Origin of the sequence: Streptococcus parasanguinis (genome assembly GCF_016648855.1) — a bacterium.
Taxonomy (GTDB): domain Bacteria; phylum Bacillota; class Bacilli; order Lactobacillales; family Streptococcaceae; genus Streptococcus; species Streptococcus parasanguinis_L.
Genome location: NZ_JACLQU010000002.1, coordinates 83610 through 100345 on the forward strand (window position 1 = coordinate 83610; position 16736 = coordinate 100345).

Below are 16736 nucleotides of genomic sequence, written 5' to 3' on the forward strand. Positions count from 1 at the left end.
GCTATCGCCTTCAGTAAATACAGGTTTGCCAGTTTGTGTAGCACCTTGGATATCTGTTGTTTCAACTGGTGTTGCAGTTGGAGTTACTGGTGTCACAGTTGGTGTGTAAGTCGCAGAAGCTTTGGTTCCATTCTTATCTTCACGAACAACCGTCACTGCTGGTGCTTTACCTGTGAATGATTTTTCAGGGACAAAGGTTACAGTTCCGTCTGCTGCTACTGTGTAAGTACCAACGCCATCTACTGTCTTGGTAGTTGAACCATCGTCAAATGTTGCTGGAACATCTTCGTTGATTTCTACTGTTTTCTCAACGCCATCAACTGTTACGGTTCCGCCCTTGAATTCAGGTTTACCTGTTTGAGTAGCACCTTGAATATCCGTTGTTTCAGCTGGTGTTGCGGTTGGTGTTACTGGCAATACTGTTGGTGTGTAGGTTGCAGAGGCTTTGGTTCCGTTCTTATCTTCGCGGACAACGGTCACGGCTGGTGCAGTTCCGACAAATGATTTTTCTGGTACAAATGTAACAGTACCGTCTGCTGCTACTGTGTAAGTACCAACACCTTCAACGGTCTTAGTTGTTGATCCATCGTCAAATGTCGCTGGAACATCTTCGTTGATTTCAACAGTCTTTTCAACGCCATCAACCGTTACAGTTCCACCCTTGAATTCAGGTTTACCTGTTTGAGTGGCACCTTGAACATCTTTTGTTTCAGCTGGTGTTGCAGTTGGTGTTACTGGAACGATTTCTGGTGTGTAAGTTGTATCAACCTTGATACCGTTTGAGCTTTCAGCTTGAACCTTGGCTGGTGTGACTGCACCAGTGTATGATTTATCAGTCGGTGTGAAGGTTACTTGACCAGTTGCTGGGTCGATTGTGAAGTTACCGATCACGGTTGAACCGTCTGCCGCATAAGCTGGTGTCGTTGAAACTTCGTTACCATCTTTATCTAGCAATGTGTAGCTATTGTCTTTAATGGTAATAGCTTTATCTTCACCGTTTACTTGAACAGTTGTTCCTGCAAAGGTTGGTGTACCGGTTTGAGTTGCACCTTGAACATCTTTAGAAGTTGCAGGGTTTGCAGTTGGAACTGCTGGCACAACAGTTGGTGTGTAGGCCGCATCTGAAGTAATGGTTGCAGTCTTACCATTAGCATTTGTAATAGTAGCAGTTGCCTGAACAGTTACTCCTTTTGCAGTACCGACAAAGTCTTTTTCTGGCGTAAATGTTACTGCTCCAGTCGTTGGGTCGATAGTATAGCTACCTTCACCTGCTACTGTCACTGTTGTTTCATCAGTTGGTTGACCAGTTGCGGGATCCACCAATTTCTTGCTAGTGATTTCAGCAGTCTTGTCGTTACTCAAATCAAAGGTTGGTGTTTGGGTTTGAGGAACGTTTTGAATATCCGCAGAAACCTTGTCTGTAGGAGTCACTGTTATTGGAGTAACCGTTGGTGTGTACTTAGCGGTTGCTGTCTTAAGGTATTCATCACGGACGGTACCGTCTTTATCTTTTCCGACAGGTGCTGTTACTGATACGGTAACACCTTGAGCTGTACCTGTGAATCCTGGTTCTGGAACAAAGGTTACTTTACCAGTTGCATCGTCAATGCTGTAAGTTCCTTCACCTGCTACTGTTACAGAGGTTGCATTGGTTACTTGACCAGTCGCTGGGTCCACCAATTTAGCAGGGTATTCCAAGCTTGGAGTGACAGAGATCTTTTCGCCATTAGCATTCGTTGTAGTTGTGTTAAAAGTAGGTGTACCAGTTTGAGTCGCACCTTGGACATCTGATGAAGTCTTATCTACCCCTTCAATTTCCGTTGGTGTAACTGTTGGGATGTATAGACCGTCCATGGTATTGATGGCAGTATCGACATTGGCTTCATCGGCTGGGAATTTTGTTGACCAACCCGTATCGTAGCCATTGCTGTCTGTACGACGGATAGAGATACCGTCAGCTGTTCCAAGGAAGTGATCTTCGGGAATGAACTCAACATCCACAGAAGTTCCGTTTGAAGTGATCTTGTACTTCCCTTGACCAGCTACAGCATAGTAGCCATCTGCACCAGGTGTTACGACTTGCCCTGTACGGTTATCTATCATTTGTGGAGCTACTGTTTCATCAATTTTTGCTGACTCAGTTAGGCTATAGCCTTGCAAACCTCGAGCAGTAAAGGCTACAGTAGCGGTTTGTTTTGCACCTTGAGGGCCAGTTGTTTCTTTAAATTCCCCTTTTGGTGGGTGAGTGATTTGAGTCTTAAAGTCTTCAACCTCACCAGAGAAAGCCATACCCGTTGGGCTTTCAATCTCCTTATCATTCTTTGCGATACGGATCCGAACACCCAATTCATTGACACTAGGATCAATATAGGTTTTACTCTTTGTAAAGCTTAACGTAGCCGTCCCATCTTGAGTAATGGTTGTTAAATCAGAACGTTCATCTTCATCGAAGGTTCCGTTTTGGTTGAAATCTATCCAACCATAGATGTTAGCTTTTGCTGCTCCACCCGTATGAGCTTCCACTGAAATGGTGTAATTACCTGGACGTGTCCGGTCCATCTTGATCAGCTCATTGGTTTTTCCTTTGAGATCATTTGGAAGTAATTGGTCGATGCCTTCATCCGCAGTGGTCGCCTTGTCATCACCCGTCCAATCAAGGGTATTGTTTTCATCCATATCAGGACTCAAGTGACCGAGATAAGGTTGGTTCACTTTCTTACCAGTAATTCCATCTACAGTTGCGATCGAATGAATCGCCTTACCGTATGATTCAGGCGCATCTCCTTCATCAAGTGGGAAGAATCCTAGCATAGCAGACTGTTTACCACCTGAAGCGATGTAAAGACCGATTTCAGAAGCTCCCTTTGTCATAACAAGAGGAACATCAACATCATTTGCAGAAATATTTGGTCCGAAGACCCCTGTTCCGAGACCTCCAGTTGTTAAATCAGCACTTCCGAAGTACTTCCAAGCAACCGCTTTTTTATCCGGCCCAGCTTGAGTTGAACCTCGAAGTTGGTTAAGATTCAACCCATAGAAATTCATGCCATTTATATTTGTGGTAGGGTTTGAACCAAATAAATTGTCTGTATCTTGTGGAATGTAGGTTACATTATATCTTCTAGTCGATTTTTTCCATTCCCCTATATGTTTCCATCCTTCTCCATTGGTGGTAAACAGAACCAATTCACCAGGGTTAGCCGACTCACCATCTGCCATGACAATGGCAGGTTTGACGGCTTTGCCACGGAAGGTCGCAGAAACTTCAAACTGGATCCCAATGTTCCCGCCGGTTAATTCTGAACTAATAGTAGTTTTCTTAGTTGTACCAGTATCAATCCCCTCGTTTTTAATTTCAGTCCAACGGTTTTGAGGCTCGGCAATAACCTTAGCTTCTTCACCGGCATTAAATTCCGCCAAGGTAAACGGATTTGCATTTCCATTCACATAACCATTTCTAGCATTGGGGTCATAGGTCGCTTTTTCAGCTTCTGTTGCTCCTCGTTCTTCAAGGCGTTTTTTGTATATTTCTGTCGCTTGGAAGGGTTTCAAAGACTTGACTTTGATGGTAACCACATAGCCCGGCATAATTTCCTTGGTGTAGGTCGCGCCGACTTGGAGAGCAAGTTCACCTTTTGATGTTGTAGTAGTCCCTGTCCAGTTGGCTGTATCGCCAAAGTCCAACCAAGAGATTTGGCTGGCTATGTCTTTAGCATCGATATTTGTTGTAAGGCCTGGTTTTTCAACTTTTGGTGTTGAAGTTGCATCTTCAACGTCATCCCCGATTAAGCTTGGATCATTGGCATCACCCAGGGCACGACGATTACGTTTTTTACCAGAAGTTTGGGCTGTCTCTTCCGTTGCTACTGTATTGTTTGCTGTTACACCTTGTCCAGCTGAAAGAGTTGCTTCTTCTTTTTTATCTGTACTTGTTGCAGTTACTTCTGCTGCCTTGTTTGTTGGCGTAGTTGCTTCTAATTTTGGTGTTGCAGCGGTTGATGTTCCCGGTGCAGTTGAGGTAGCAGATGTTGCTGAAGCTGCTGTACTTGTGCTACTTGCTTCACTAGTTGAAGCAGGTGCTGTTGATGTTGCTGCAGCAGTTGAAGTCTCTGGTGCAGTGATTGCTGCGTTTGCATCATAAGTTGTAGCTGCTGTACTAGTTGTTGCAGCGGTTGATGCTGCTGAAGTAGCTGTTGAAGTTGCGGGCGCTTCTGACGCTGTTGCAACTGCTGCTACACTTTCACTTGTCATATCTGTCTTTTCTTCAGCGGCTGCACTTGCGGCTGTCCCAACCATGACAAGTGTTCCCAACAGTACTGAGCAAACACCCACATTCAATTTACGAATTGAGAATCTGCTAATACGATCATTAAATAAGTCTTTCCCCATCTAATGGACCTCCATTTTTATCTATAAATTAACATTCTTTTTAAAATTGTCTAGTTTTTTCCAAACCTTATCTATTTTAACAAAACCCGAACGATTTTCAAAACATTTTGACTCAAAAATGAGTAAAAATTTTTAGCTAAAATTGTTTTAATTTCAAAAGGATTTTACCAATTGATCAAGGCATCAAAAAACCTTGATTTATTACTAAATGGCAAGATCGAACTTCAATTGTGGCTTCACTGGATCGTAATCGACCAGTTCAAAATCTTCTGGTTTGATGTCAAAGAAATTGGTTCCATCTGGTACATTCAAAACCAAATGTGGCTGACAATCTGAAGGCTCCCGACGGAGTAACTCTTCAGCCTGTTCAAATTGATTATCATAGATATGAAGGTTATTAATGAAGTAAAAGAACTTTCCGACCTTCCAGCCAAAGTGCTTGGCAATCATCATCTGAAGAGCTACATATTGCATGGCATTGATATGGTGGGCTACCAACATATCATTTGAACGCTGGGTCAGGGTCGCATCTAGATAGATCTCTCCATCAACCCGACGCACGTCAAACATGGTCTGAAAAGCACATGGCAAGAGTCCGTCGGTCTCCTCAAAGGCATCATAATCCCAGAGCGAGATGATGTTGCGGCGATTCCAAGGATTGGCTTCTAATTGTTTGAGGATTTTATTGGTAATGTCATGCCTTTTGACCACAGCACCATAGCGCTGACCGATAGTACGACTATCCCCTACTTCCCAGTCATTCCAGTAGTGGACATTGTACTTGTCTTCTAACAGGTCTAAGCTATTCGACTGATCCTGGTAGATCCAGAGCATCTCTTTGATGGCTGATTTAATGGCGATGGGACGAAGGGTCGTGATAGGAAACTCGCCTTTTGAGAGGTCAAACTCCATAAAGGCTCCTGTGATGTACTTGGAGTTGGCCGTTCTGCCATCCTTGTACTTAGGACGCGCCTGCTCTGACCAGACCCCTTCTTCCATGATTTTTCGAATATTTTCTTTAAAAATTGTATCTGCTTTTGTCATATCTCCTCCTTTAATCTACTATTGCCTTCATTATATCACAGGATAAAGAAAAAAGGAGAGGGAAATCTCCTTTTAATCTTATTGTAATACTAGAGATGCGGCACCGATGACACCCGCATCATTTCCCAAAGTAGCAAGTGCTAATTGAGTAGATTCACGTACTTGTGGGAATGAGTTTTCTTCAAAGACCTTGCGCACGCCATCCAAGAGGAAGTCTCCAGCAGCAGATACCCCACCACCGATAACGATCTTAGACGGGTTCAAGGTTGAACCAATATTGGCTGCAGCAAGTCCAAGGTAGCGTGAGAAGTTCTTATAAACGATCAAAGCAAGAGCGTCACCCTCTTTTGCTAGATCAAAGACCGTTTTAGCTGTCACTTCTTCACCATTGTCGATCAAGACTTTCAATTGAGAGTCCCCTTCGTACTCATCTGCATAACGACGAGTCAAGTTGACGATCCCAGTTGCTGAGGCAACCGTTTCAAGACAGCCTTTTTTACCACAGGTACATTGGATTGGATCATCAAAGTCAACCGTGATGTGACCAAGTTCCCCAGCAGCTCCACGCACACCGTGCAAGAGACGACCTTCAGCGACGATACCACCGCCAACACCTGTACCAAGTGTCATGAAGACAACATCTGGTTGGTTTTCACCAGCCCCTTTCCAACGTTCACCCAAAGCAGCAACGTTGGCATCGTTATCAATGAAGAATGGAATATGAAGGGCACTTTCGATTTTTTCTTTAACTGGTTGAAGGGTCTTCCAGTTCAAGTTGTAGGCACCGATAACTGTACCTTTTTCACGGTCAACGACACCAGGTGAACCCATTCCAATTCCTTGGAACTCAGAAGCATCAAGCTCAAGCATCTTCAAACGATGCGCGATGGATTCGATCATATCATCTACGATATGGCTACCTTCATCCAAGATATTTGTTTTAATAGACCATTTTTCTTGAACTTCCCCATCCAAAGTAAGGATGGCAAACTTAATTGAAGTTCCCCCAAGGTCAATACCAATAATTTTTTTAGACATCTGTAACTCCTTTCAAACTTGTAAACACTTACAGATCTATTATATCAGACTTTTTATCAAACGCAAAGGTTTGCACGTAACTTTTCTTAACTTTTTAACAAGAGACTAAAGGATTGAAATCCTAAAATGAGGAAAATCAAGCCAATAATATTTAATAGAAAGACGCTAATCGAAAGCGGACTAACAATTAAGAATAAACCGATGAAGAGCTGTAGCAAGGCAAAGAAAATATAACGCTTGGACAGTTCCTCAACCTTCCTCGAGTAGAAATTGGCTTTTCGGAAGTTCAAAATCGAACGGTAGATGAGCCAAATTCCTAAAGTGACTGGAAAGACAATCGGCAAAGTCTTGTAGCCATAAAGCAGTAAGTAGACCGCAAAAACCAAGGCGACCATACTGTGAAAGAGCTGTTGCTTCTGAATGATACCAGCCTGACGCAATCGGTAATAGCGTGAAAAACGCGAAAGGGAGATTAAAAAGAAACCACAGGAAATCAACCAGCTAAATGAGCCGATGTGCTCAATCGGATTGATAAACAAGACGATACCGATAATAGTAAAAATAGTGGCTGAAATCCCAAGGGATATCCGGTTCAATTGATTCATAGGGCCTCCTTATTCATCTAATTCGCTCAGATATTCATAGCGATCGTACTTCTCAAGCAATCGCTCATTTTCCTGATCCAATTCTTTTTGAAGGGCTGACAATTTGCCAAAGTCAGAGCCGTTTTCATTCATCTCCACTTCAATCTCTGCAATTCGATTTTCAATCGCTTCGATATCTGCCTCAATACTTGCCCACTCTTGCTTCTCCATGTAGCTCATGCGCTTCTTCTCTTCTTTTGGCTTGACAGGTTTCTCTTTTTCAATCTTTTGACTAGCCGTTACCTGGGCTGCTTCAAAGGCTTTTTCATCTAAATAATCCGTATAATTGCCAAAGAACTCACGAATGCCCCCATTTTCAAAAGCAAGGATCTTGCTTGCGACCTTGTCTAGGAAATAACGGTCGTGACTAACGGTAATAACGGGACCACCAAAGTTTTGAAGGAAGTTTTCCAAAACCGTCAAGGTAGCAATATCCAAGTCATTGGTCGGTTCATCGAGGAGAAGTACATTGGGTTTTTCAATCAAGAGTTTCAAGAGAAAGAGGCGCTTCTTCTCACCGCCGGAGAGTTTCTCGATCAAGGTTCCATGCATAGAGCGTGGGAAGAGAAATTGCTCCAAGAGATCTGCGATCGAAGTTGTTCCGACAGTCGTCTTGACTTCCTCCGCAACCTCTTGTAAGAAATTAATCACGCGCTCGCTCTCATCTAAGCCATCGATCTGTTGAGAGAAATAAGCCACCCTCACGGTTTCCCCAATGATCACTTGCCCTGACTGAGGCTGGAGTCGCTCAGCGATCAGATTAAGTAGGGTCGATTTACCGACACCATTATCCCCGACGATCCCGATGCGGTCCTTATTTTGCACCAAGAGGTTAAAGTCCTGTAAAATCGGCTTGTTTTCAAAAGCAAAACTCACATCTTTAAACTCGATGACTTTCTTTCCGATTCGGCTGGTCTCAAAGTTCATCTCCAAATCCGTCTGGCTGCTTTGACCAGACAAGTCTTGCTTAAGATCATGGAAACGATTGATCCGCGCCTGTTGCTTGGTCGCACGCGCCTGAGGTTGACGCCGCATCCAGGTCAACTCCTGCTTATAGAGTTGCTGCTTCTTATGAAGAAGGGCCGCATCACGCTCATCCTGCTCAGCCTTTAAGCGGACATAATCCTGGTAATTGCCCTGATACTCGATCAAGCCACCTCGATCCAACTCAAAGATCCGCGTTGAGATATTATCCAAGAAATAGCGATCGTGGGTAATGAAGAGCACCGTTTTCTTAGAGTTCTTCAAGAAATTGGTCAACCATTCGATGGTATCAATGTCTAGGTGGTTGGTCGGCTCATCTAGTAAAAGCAGGTCGTGGTGAGACAGCAAAACTTGAGCCAGTTGCACCCGACGACGCAAGCCCCCAGATAGATCGCCAACTTTGGCATTCAAGTCTTCAATCCCAAGTTTTGAAAGGACTGTCTTGACCTGACTCTCGATTTCCCAAGCATTGAGCGAATCCATCTCCGCCATGACCTTTTCAAGACGTGCTTGGTTCTCTTCTCGGTAATCCGCCATCAAGAATTCATAATCGCGAATCAGCTGCATTTCGCGCAAATCACTAGATAGCACTGTATCCAGAACCGTCTTTTGCTCATCAAAGTCAGGTTCCTGCGTCAAATAACCAATCGTATAATCACTCTTTGCAAAAAAAGGACTCACATCTCCATCAAAGCCAGAGCGACCAGACAACACATCTAACAGCGTGGTTTTTCCAGTCCCATTGACCCCGATCAGTCCGATCCGATCCAAGTCATGAATGATAAAGGAAATCTCACGAAAGACGGTCTTATCTCCGACAGATTTGGTTAATTTATCGACAATAAAATCGCTCATTTTTCCTCCTTTTTTGCTTGCTGGATATAGGCAATGATGGCTTCTTTTTCATTGGCCAGTTCCCCATCGACAATGGCATATTCGATCTTTGTCAAAATCTCTCCCAAGGCTGGACCAGGTTGAAAGCCATATTCTTTGATCAGCATGCCACCATTGACCACCACTTCGTGCTTATCATGAATGGTCAAGCTATCATAGACACGCTCGATGGCCAGATAATCTACACTCAAGGCATACGCTTCCCGGAGCTCTTCCGCCACTAGCAACAAACGCTTCTCATACTTGTAGCAAGCACGCTTGTCTAGACTTCCTTTTTCTCGGAGCTTAAGAATCTCTACGATCTGCTCCACCGTCTTGGCAAACTCTCTAGAGGTCTTCCATTTTTTAAAGAATTTTGGAATATCTTGAATCTCTAGTGCTAAGACCAGAGCAGCCCAGGCTTGCTCAGAAGTTGAAAAGGTATATTCCAACTCTATGTCAAACAAACGCTCGATTGCTTCTTTGCGATCCTTCATCTCTGGCAGATAGTGATAAGCACCACTTGCAAGCAGGGCCTCCAAGCCCTGTCTCCAGAATGGAGAAAGCAAGAGCTTATCAAACTCGATGAAGGTGCGCTCTACAGAAATCTTCTCTAGTAAGGGAGCGCACTCCTTCATGGCATCAAAGGTTGCCTCTTCTAATTCAAATCCAAGACTGGCTTGAAAACGAAAGCCTCGCATGATCCGGAGTGCATCTTCGTTAAACCGTTCATGAGGAATCCCAACCGCCCGAAGGACCTTGTTTTCTAAATCTTCTAGTCCATGAAAGAGGTCAACAATTTCTCCTTTTTCATTTAAGGCAAAGGCATTAACCGTAAAATCACGACGCTTGAGGTCTTCTTCTAGCGAGCGTACAAAAGACACGGAGCTTGGACGGCGATAATCGACATAGACATCCTCTGTCCGGAAGGTCGTAATTTCATATTCTTGACCATTTTCAAGGACCAAGACGGTCCCGTGTTCGATACCGACATCTACTGTCCGATCAAAAATCGCCTTGGTCTCTTCTGGGTATGAGGAGGATGCGATATCGACATCGTGAATCGGACGATCCAAGAGGGCATCACGGACAGATCCCCCTACAAAATAGGCCTCAAAACCAGCTGCTTTAATCTTCTCTAATATTGGTAAAGCCTCCTGAAACTCAGAAGGCATCTTTTCTAATCTCATAGTAAGTGTTCCAAACCATAGACAAGCTCATGACGCTTGACAACTTCTTTAATCCCTAGATTTACTCCTGTCATGAAGGAAACACGATCATAGGAATCATGACGGAGAGTCAAGCCTTCGCCTTGGCTACCAAAAATCACCTCTTGGTGAGCGACTAGGCCAGGCAATCGAACCGAATGGATGCGCATCCCTTCAAACTCTGCCCCTCTTGCTCCAGGCATCAACTCTTCTTCATCTGCTGCACCTTGCTGGATCTTCTCGCGCTTCTCAGAGATCAACTCAGCGGTTTTAATTGCTGTTCCACTCGGTGCATCTTTTTTCTTATCGTGGTGCAATTCGATGATTTCTACATTCGGGAAATACTTGGCTGCTTGCGCTGCAAATTGCATCAAGAGCACAGCTCCAATGGCAAAGTTCGGCGCGATCAAGCCACCCAAATCCTTTTCACGTGAAAGGTCTGTCAATTCTTGGATCTGCTCAGGAGTGAATCCAGTCGTTCCCACAACAGGCGCAAAGCCATTCTCAATTGCAAAGCGAGTATTCTCGTAAGCGACCTTGGGCATGGTGAAATCTACCCAAACATCTGCCTCTAGACCCACAACATCTTCTTTGCGGTTAAAAACAGGGACTCCTGCAACCTCTGTCTCAACAGTAAATGGATCGATCAAGCCAGCTAATTCTAGCTCGGGGTCTTCAGAAACCATCTTGTAGGCTGCTTGTCCCATTCTTCCCTTGAAACCTGCGATAATGACTTTAATTGACATAGAATACTCCTTAAACGATAGGGATATACCCGACTGCTAAGCTATGGTCACCTAAGTGCGTCCCGATAACCCCTCCAAAGGTAGCAAAAGGAATCTCTCCTTCCACTCCTTCTTCGATGAGCAGTTGGCGAAGTGCTTCTGCTTTTTCAGGGACATTGGCATGGATGACAAAGACTTGGTAATGACCATCTGCGATATCTGATACAACAATCTCTACCAAGCGTTTCATGGCTTTCTTTTCCGTCCGGACTTTCTCAAAGACCTCAATCACGCCTTCATCATTAAAATGAAGAATAGGCTTGATACTCAAGAGGTTCCCAAGAATGGCAGCCCCATTTGACAGACGACCACCCTTAACCAAGTGGTTCAAATCATCCACCATGATATAGGCAGAGGTACCATCAATCTGGTGTTGGACATTGGCAACAATCTCATCGAAGAAACGGCCTTCACCAGCCCATTTCAAGCAGTCTTCTGCCATCATTCCTAGAGGAGCACTGGTGATTTTTGAATCCGGAAATTCGACGGTCAAGCCTTCAAACTCGTCCTTCAAATATTGGATATTTTGGTAGAAACCAGAAATACCAGATGACAAGAAAAGACCGATAGCATGCGTATAGCCCTTAGCTGTCAAACCAGATAAGACTTCTTCTAACTCTGCAACACTCGGCTGGCTAGTCTTTGGCAATTCCTTAGACGCAGCCATCTTTTGGTAGAACTCATCGTGTGTCAGGTTCTTCCCTTCAACATAAGACTCCCCATCGATATAGATCGGGATCTCTAAAATAAATAAGTCGTCGTGATGGAGCAAGTCTTGTGGTAAATAGGCAGACGAATCCGTGATCACTGCTAATTTCATTGATTAAAACTCCAAATTAATACCCGGTAAATCGAGGGCAATTTCTGTGACTTCATAAGTCAAACGGTTGAGCATATTCAAGCAAGGGCGAGCCAATTCTTCCACTTCGTCTTTGCTGAATTCACTTGGTTCATTGACATAACGACCAAACAAGTGGTTGATTTGAGTGATGGTTCCGCTGATCACAAAACCGTCAAAAACGATCATGTAGCTCAAGATGACAATCAAAGAAGTCGTGTTTTGTTCTTGATCACGATTGATCAATTGAAAGTTTACATCAACTTTTGTTTCAGGGATGCCATTTTCTTTTTCCCACTCAAAATTACGAGCGTCATAGTGGTATTGGCTGACAAATTCTTTTTCACGTTGAATATCCATTTTTATTCTCCTAAAAATATGCGATAGGCATATTATATCATAATTCAGCTCAAGATACCAACGTAGAATGAGGTGATTTTTTTGCTAGTATAAGAAGAAAAGGTTGGGTGACCGACCTGATGATCCAGCAAAAACATGCTTTGTTTGATATGAAACTTGTAGTAAATCTGCATAGAAATAATTGAAGTTTTATAACTTGCTCTTAGTCAAAAAGTTGGCCCTCTAATCTTATACCATTGCTGATCCCCATGCTTTCCATATCAATTTTTCCATTTTTTATCTCAATGAGAACATTCCAATCTGACGTCTTTAAATGATTAAATCCACCAAAAATACTCACAACTTTTCCTGCCCCTTGGGGTGTACCATTCCCTATGTCTTCCCAACGAGTCTGGTCCCAATCAATCTGAACAGATTCGATCTTTGGGTTTTGAGATTTTACAAACTCTTTTATTTCATTATCATGTTCCTTTAAGTAAGCCAATTGCTTCTCTTTCGCGCTGAGTTGCTTTCTCTGTTGAGTGTCATTTAAAAAGATGTTTTGTTTTTGACTAGCGATAATCACACCTCCTGCTAATACAGAAGCGATGGCTAAAAGAATTGCCAGTTTACCTTTTTTCATGCTTCATCCTCCTTGATAAGGAAAAATTATAATAATTGTATCGAAATCTATAGAGATAAGCAACTTCATCACTAGTTGGTGTTTTTGAGCAACACAAAAAGGTTGGGAATTCCCAACCTTTTAGTCATGTTTAGTTTTTAGGTTTGCGAAGCAATCCGAACAAAATACCACTTACGACTGCACCGATCAATACGAACAAGATGTAAAGAAGTGGATTTGATGTAAGAGCGATAACGAAGATTCCTCCGTGAGGAGCCATGAGTTTCAAGCCTGCAAGACCAACAAGGGCACCTGTCAATGCTGAACCTGCAATGAAGCTAGGGATGGCACGAGCTGGGTCAGCTGCACCAAAAGGAATGGCACCTTCTGTGATGAAGGAAAGCCCCATAACAATGTTTGTCAAACCAGAATCGCGTTCTTCTTGTGTGAATTTATTTTTAAACAATACAGTTGCAACGAATACCGCCAATGGAGGAACCATACCAGCTGCCATAACGGCTGCCATAACAATAGAACCACCTGAAGCAACAGATTCAGCAAGTGTACCTGTAGCGAAGACATAAGCGGCTTTGTTAACTGGTCCACCCATATCGACAGCCATCATACCGCCGACGAGAAGTCCAAGAAGGACAGCTGAGCTACCTGACAAACTTGAAAGGAAGTTGTTAAGACCAGTATTGATAGCAGCCATTGGAATATTGATGAGGAACATCAAGAATCCTGTCAAACCAACACCAAGCAATGGCAAGAGAAGGATTGAACGGATACCATCAAGAGAACGTGGAAGACCTGCAAGAGCTTTACGAAGAACAAGAATCACTCCACCTGCAAGGAAACCACCAACTAAGGCTCCAAGGAAACCTGATGATACGGCTGCTGGTAATTCACCTTTAGCAGCACCGTAGGCGATATTTCCAAATGCTGACCCTGAGCTAGCAATAGATCCAGCGATAAACCCTGCTACAAAACCAGGTTTTTCAGCGATTGAGAATCCAATGTAACCTGCAAGTACAGGAAGCATGAATCCAAAGGCTACTCCACCAATTGTTTTGAATTGTGCTGCTAATACATGATAAGAACCAAGACTAGACAATTGATCTTGAGGCACACCAAGAACTTGGTCAATCAAGAAGGCAAGGGCGATCAAGATACCACCACCGATAACGAATGGAAGCATTTGAGAAACCCCACTCATCAAGTGTTTGTAGAAGGCTCCACCTAAGCTCAACTTTTCTTGGCTAGCGCTAGCTTGTGCAGCATTTTCAGCGTGGAAGACATCTGCTTTTCCATCCAAAATGGTTTGGATCAATTCTTCTGTTTGACGGATACCAGCTGCGACTGGTTTAGAGATCAATTTTTTGCCATCGAAACGAGCGGTTTCAACTGCTTTATCTGCTGCAATGATGACCCCTTCAGCTTTTGCGATTTCTTCAGCTGTCAAGCGGTTGCCGACACCAGATGCACCGTTGGTTTCAACGCGGACCGTAACACCCATTTCTTCCCCTTTTTTGATGAGGGCTTCTTCTGCCATGTAAGTGTGGGCGATCCCTGTTGTACATGCTGTAACGGCAACGATCAGAGGCTTGTCAGATGAAGCTGCTTCTTTGACCGCTTCTGCTTTTTTCGCTTCTTCTGCTGCAGCTTCTTGCTCTTCTGCATCAAAGGCTGCGATCACTTGATCAGGAGTGCTTGCTTGGCGAAGTTTGTCCGCAAATCCTGGTTTCATCAAGTACTTAGACAATTCAGCAAGGGCTGCCAAGTGAGTGTCGTTTGCTCCTTCTGGAGCTGCGATCATGAAGAACAAGTCTGTTGGTTGACCATCAAGTGATGCATAGTCCACACCCTTGTTTGATTTCGCAAACAAGACTGTTGCTTCTTTGACTGCTTCGTTTTTGCTGTGGGGCATAGCAATTCCGTCACCCAAACCAGTTGAAGTTTGTGCTTCACGGTTCATGATTCCAGCCTTGAAGGTGTCAAAATCTGTCACCACACCATTATCAACGAGCGATTGAATCATCTCATTGATCACGCCCTCTTTATCTGTCGCTTGAAGGTCAAACAACATCACGTTTTTATTTAAAACGTCTTGAATTTTCATAGTTTTTCTACCTCTACTTTTTCATAAGTTTCTTTTATATAATCAGCTGTTGCCAAATCATCTGAGAAAGTGGTCGCTGTTCCACAAGCCACTCCCCATTTGAAGGCTTCAATAACATCTCCCGTCGTTGCGAGCTTCCCAGTGAAGCCTGCTACCATGGAATCTCCAGCCCCAACAGAATTCTTCACTTCCCCTTTGATTGGTTTTGCGAAGTAAGTACCGTTTGGACTGACAAGAAGAGCTCCATCACCCGCCATGGAAATAATGACGTTTTGTGCTCCTTTGGCCAAGATTTCTTTGGCGTAACGTTCAATTTCTGGTAATTCCGTCAAGGTAACTCCAAAAATATCTCCCAATTCATGGTTATTTGGTTTAACCAATTGGGGATTGAACTCTAAGGAATCAATCAAGGTTTGCCCTTCAAAGTCGCAAACGACTTGCGCGCCTGTCGCACGAGTTGCTGCGATCAATTGTTTGTAAACAGCATTTCCAAGTGAAGATGGAGCAGATCCTGCAAAGACTACCACATCATCTGATGATAAACTCGATAAGATGTCGAGCAATTCTTGCAACTGAGCTTCTGTTACTTCTGGGCCATTCCCATTGATCTCTGTTTCCTCATCAGCTTTGATCTTGACATTGATCCGTGTATCTTGGTCCACTGTCACAAAGTTGGTTGAAATGGCTTCGCTGGTCAGTACGTCTTCAATGAAACGTCCAGTGAAACCACCGATAAATCCAGTCGCTGTGTTCTCGATATCGAGACGCTTCAAAACACGACTGACATTGATCCCTTTACCACCGGCGAATTTATCTTCCGAAGCCATCCGATTGACCGCTCCTGTCTCTACATGATCGAGACGGACAATATAGTCAATTGCTGGATTCAGTGTTACTGTATAAATCAAACCTCTATAACCTCCGTTTTTTCTTTTAAAACCTTTAATCGTTGCGGTTCACATTGATTGGTGATAATCATGGCTCGCTTGATAGGAGCCACTTTGACAAAGGATGTCACCCCAATTTTCGAATCATCCGCTAGGATATAGGTTTTTTTCGCATTTTCGATAATCGCACGCTTGACAGATCCTTCTTCCAGGTCTGGAGTGCTGTAAAATTCATCATCGATTCCATTCATTCCAAGAAAGGCCTTGTCAAAATTCAACTGACCGATCTGATAGAGCGCGATCCCTCCGATACTAGCATCTGTAGAAGATTTTACCTTCCCACCGATGATGACCGTTGGAACATTTCGCTCGACCAACTTGGTCGCATGGTGAATCGAGTTGGTCACCACAGTTACCGTTGGATTGACAATTTCTTGTACCAACAGTTCATTGGTCGTCCCGGCATCGATAAAGATCACATCATGATCTTTGATCAATTCCGCCGCTTTTATCGCGATTTTTGACTTAACTTGAATGTTTTTGATAGATTTTTCTTTATTGCTTTCTTCCTCTTGAAGAAAATGCAGGCTTTCCGCACCGCCGTGAACCCGGCGAAGTTTACTTTCAGCTTCTAATTCATCCAAGTCACGTCTAACCGTTGATTCAGACGTCCCTAGCTCTTGTACAAGGGTTTCTAAGGAAACAAACTTTTCCTTCAGTACCTTCTCGAGGATGAATTGTTTTCGTTCAGACTTAAGCATTTCTCCTCCTTTTGCAATCGATTACAAAAACCATTATACTCTTTCTTCAAAAAATGTCAACAATTTTTTATCATTTTCTGTCACTTTCTTTCAAAAGTTTCAAAAGAGTACAAAAAAAGAGCGGAAAGAACTCATTTTGTTAAAAGAGTTCTTGTCCCACCCTCATAAATTTTCTCTAAAGATTTTAAGCAATAAAGTGTCTAAG

General features: G+C 43.5%; 13 protein-coding genes. All 13 read right to left on the minus strand.

Annotated elements, in window-relative coordinates; all coding sequences use genetic code 11:
• Positions 1–4389, minus strand: a 4389-nt coding sequence (locus tag H7T92_RS10390) for a CshA/CshB family fibrillar adhesin-related protein (RefSeq protein ID WP_260314252.1), incomplete at its 3' end; no start/stop codon positions are given.
• Between the two features lie 204 nt (positions 4390–4593).
• Positions 4594–5433, minus strand: coding sequence for a thymidylate synthase (locus H7T92_RS01785; protein WP_195423273.1), 840 nt, complete (start codon positions 5431–5433; stop codon positions 4594–4596).
• Positions 5434–5511: 78 nt separating this feature from the next.
• The gene (locus H7T92_RS01790) at positions 5512–6471 is read right to left on the minus strand and encodes an ROK family glucokinase (RefSeq protein WP_021153285.1); all 960 of its coding nucleotides are present in this window, start codon (positions 6469–6471) and stop codon (positions 5512–5514) included.
• Positions 6472–6557: 86 nt separating this feature from the next.
• Positions 6558–7076 (minus strand): hypothetical protein, encoded by a 519-nt coding sequence (locus H7T92_RS01795; protein ID WP_201036820.1) that lies wholly within the window; start codon positions 7074–7076, stop codon positions 6558–6560.
• A gap of 9 nt (positions 7077–7085) precedes the next feature.
• On the minus strand, positions 7086–8954 hold the full coding sequence (locus tag H7T92_RS01800) for an ABC-F family ATP-binding cassette domain-containing protein (protein WP_201036821.1): 1869 nt from the start codon (positions 8952–8954) through the stop codon (positions 7086–7088).
• The gene (locus H7T92_RS01805) at positions 8951–10162 is read right to left on the minus strand and encodes a CCA tRNA nucleotidyltransferase (RefSeq protein ID WP_201036822.1); all 1212 of its coding nucleotides are present in this window, start codon (positions 10160–10162) and stop codon (positions 8951–8953) included. The genes H7T92_RS01800 and H7T92_RS01805 overlap by 4 nt, the downstream gene beginning before the upstream one ends.
• Entirely contained in the window at positions 10159–10926 is a 768-nt protein-coding gene (gene dapB, locus H7T92_RS01810) for a 4-hydroxy-tetrahydrodipicolinate reductase (RefSeq protein ID WP_201036823.1), read from the minus strand. The genes H7T92_RS01805 and dapB overlap by 4 nt, the downstream gene beginning before the upstream one ends.
• A gap of 10 nt (positions 10927–10936) precedes the next feature.
• Positions 10937–11785 carry a DegV family protein gene (locus H7T92_RS01815; RefSeq protein ID WP_201036824.1) on the minus strand — a complete coding sequence of 283 codons (849 nt, stop codon included), beginning with the start codon at positions 11783–11785 and terminating at the stop codon, positions 10937–10939.
• A gap of 3 nt (positions 11786–11788) precedes the next feature.
• Entirely contained in the window at positions 11789–12163 is a 375-nt protein-coding gene (locus tag H7T92_RS01820) for a DUF1149 family protein (RefSeq protein ID WP_003001888.1), read from the minus strand.
• Positions 12164–12365: 202 nt separating this feature from the next.
• On the minus strand, positions 12366–12785 hold the full coding sequence (locus H7T92_RS01825) for a hypothetical protein (protein WP_201036825.1): 420 nt from the start codon (positions 12783–12785) through the stop codon (positions 12366–12368).
• Positions 12786–12915: 130 nt separating this feature from the next.
• On the minus strand, positions 12916–14883 hold the full coding sequence (locus tag H7T92_RS01830; RefSeq protein ID WP_201036826.1) for a PTS fructose transporter subunit IIABC: 1968 nt from the start codon (positions 14881–14883) through the stop codon (positions 12916–12918).
• Positions 14880–15791: a 1-phosphofructokinase gene (gene pfkB / locus H7T92_RS01835; protein WP_049488054.1), complete on the minus strand. Its 912-nt coding sequence runs from the start codon at positions 15789–15791 to the stop codon at positions 14880–14882. The genes H7T92_RS01830 and pfkB overlap by 4 nt, the downstream gene beginning before the upstream one ends.
• Positions 15788–16531: a DeoR/GlpR family DNA-binding transcription regulator gene (locus tag H7T92_RS01840; RefSeq protein ID WP_201036827.1), complete on the minus strand. Its 744-nt coding sequence runs from the start codon at positions 16529–16531 to the stop codon at positions 15788–15790. The genes pfkB and H7T92_RS01840 overlap by 4 nt, the downstream gene beginning before the upstream one ends.
• Positions 16532–16736: the final 205 nt, after the last annotated feature.